General features: G+C 60.5%; 2 protein-coding genes. Both read left to right on the plus strand.

Annotated elements, in window-relative coordinates; translation table 11 throughout:
* A partial coding sequence (locus GHO42_RS02460) for a chemotaxis protein CheA (protein ID WP_178114884.1) occupies positions 1-1,221 on the plus strand: 1,221 nt, incomplete at its 5' end.
* Positions 1,222-1,268: 47 nt separating this feature from the next.
* On the plus strand, positions 1,269-1,737 hold a 469-nt coding region (locus tag GHO42_RS02465), incomplete at its 3' end, for a response regulator (RefSeq protein WP_153384099.1).

The raw sequence follows: 1,737 nt of genomic DNA on the forward strand, positions 1-1,737 counted from the left end.
GGCCCGGCCCGTGGCGCGGCTGCGCCTGCAGAAAAACCGGTGGCCAGCGAGGCTGAAACCACCGTGCGCGTCGATACCGCGCGGCTCGATGACATCATGAATATGGTCGGCGAGCTGGTGCTGGTGCGTAACCGTCTGGTGCGCCTGGGCCTGAACAGTCATGACGAGGAGATGGCCAAGGCGCTGTCCAACCTCGACGTGGTCACCGCCGACCTGCAAACCGCGGTGATGAAAACGCGGATGCAGCCGATCAAGAAAGTTTTCGGCCGCTTCCCGCGCCTGGTACGGGACCTGGCACGGCAGCTGAAAAAAGAAATCAGCCTGGAGCTGGTGGGCGAAGAGACCGACCTGGACAAAAACCTAGTCGAGGCCCTGGCCGATCCGCTGGTCCACCTGGTGCGCAACGCCGTCGACCACGGCTGCGAAACCCCGGAAGAACGCGCCGCTGCCGGCAAGCCGAGCTGTGGTCGGGTGATCCTGTCCGCCGAGCAGGAGGGCGACCATATCCTGCTGTCGATCTCTGACGATGGCAAAGGCATGGACGCCAATTTCCTGCGTTCCCTGGCGGTGAAAAAAGGCTTGATGGACAAGGATGCGGCCGATCGCCTGAGCGAAAACGACTGCTACAACCTGATCTTTGCCCCGGGCTTTTCGACCAAGACCGAAATCAGCGATGTGTCCGGGCGTGGCGTGGGCATGGACGTGGTGAAAACCAAGATTGCCCAGCTCAATGGTTCGCTGAGTATCGAGTCGGCCCTGGGCCGTGGTTCAAAAATCGTCATCAAGGTGCCCCTGACCCTGGCCATTATGCCGACCCTGATGGTGATGCTGGGTAATCAGGCGTTTGCTTTCCCGCTGGTCAACGTCAACGAAATCTTCCACCTCGACCTGTCGCGCACCAACGTGGTCGACGGTCAGGAAGTGGTGATCGTGCGCGACAAGGCACTGCCGCTGTTCTACCTCAAGCGCTGGCTGGTGGCATCTGCTGCACACGAAGAGCAGCGCGAAGGGCATGTGGTGATTCTGTCGATCGGCACCCAGCGCATCGGTTTTGTGGTCGATCAACTGGTCGGCCAGGAAGAAGTGGTGATCAAGCCTTTGGGCAAGATGCTCCAGGGCACGCCAGGCATGTCGGGTGCCACCATCACCGGTGATGGTCGTATTGCCTTGATTCTGGATGTTCCGAGCATGCTCAAGCATTACGCATCACGGCGTATTTGATTCTGGTGCCTCGGGGCTCGTGCCCCGTACCGCCTAACGGAGTGTTTATGGTAGTCAAGGTCCTGGTGGTGGATGATTCCGGTTTTTTCCGCCGTCGTGTCTCGGAAATTCTGTCGGCTGACCCGACGATTCAAGTGATCGGCACCGCCACCAACGGCAAGGAAGCGATTGATCAGGCGCTGGCGCTCAAGCCGGACGTGATCACCATGGATTACGAGATGCCGATGATGGATGGCATCACTGCCGTGCGCCATATCATGCAGCGCTGCCCGACCCCGGTGTTGATGTTCTCCTCGCTGACCCACGAGGGTGCCCGCGTGACCCTCGATGCGCTGGACGCCGGGGCGGTGGATTTTCTGCCGAAAAACTTTGAAGACATCTCGCGTAACCCCGAGAAGGTCAAACAGATGCTGTGTGAAAAAGTACACAGCATCTCGCGCAGCAACAGGCGCATGTCCAGCTACAGCGCACCTGTACCGGCAGCGGCGGCCCCGACCCCTGCGCCCCGGCCCGGGC

This window comes from Pseudomonas sp. FSL R10-0056, from assembly GCF_009600105.1.
GTDB classification, from domain to species: domain Bacteria; phylum Pseudomonadota; class Gammaproteobacteria; order Pseudomonadales; family Pseudomonadaceae; genus Aquipseudomonas; species Aquipseudomonas bubulae.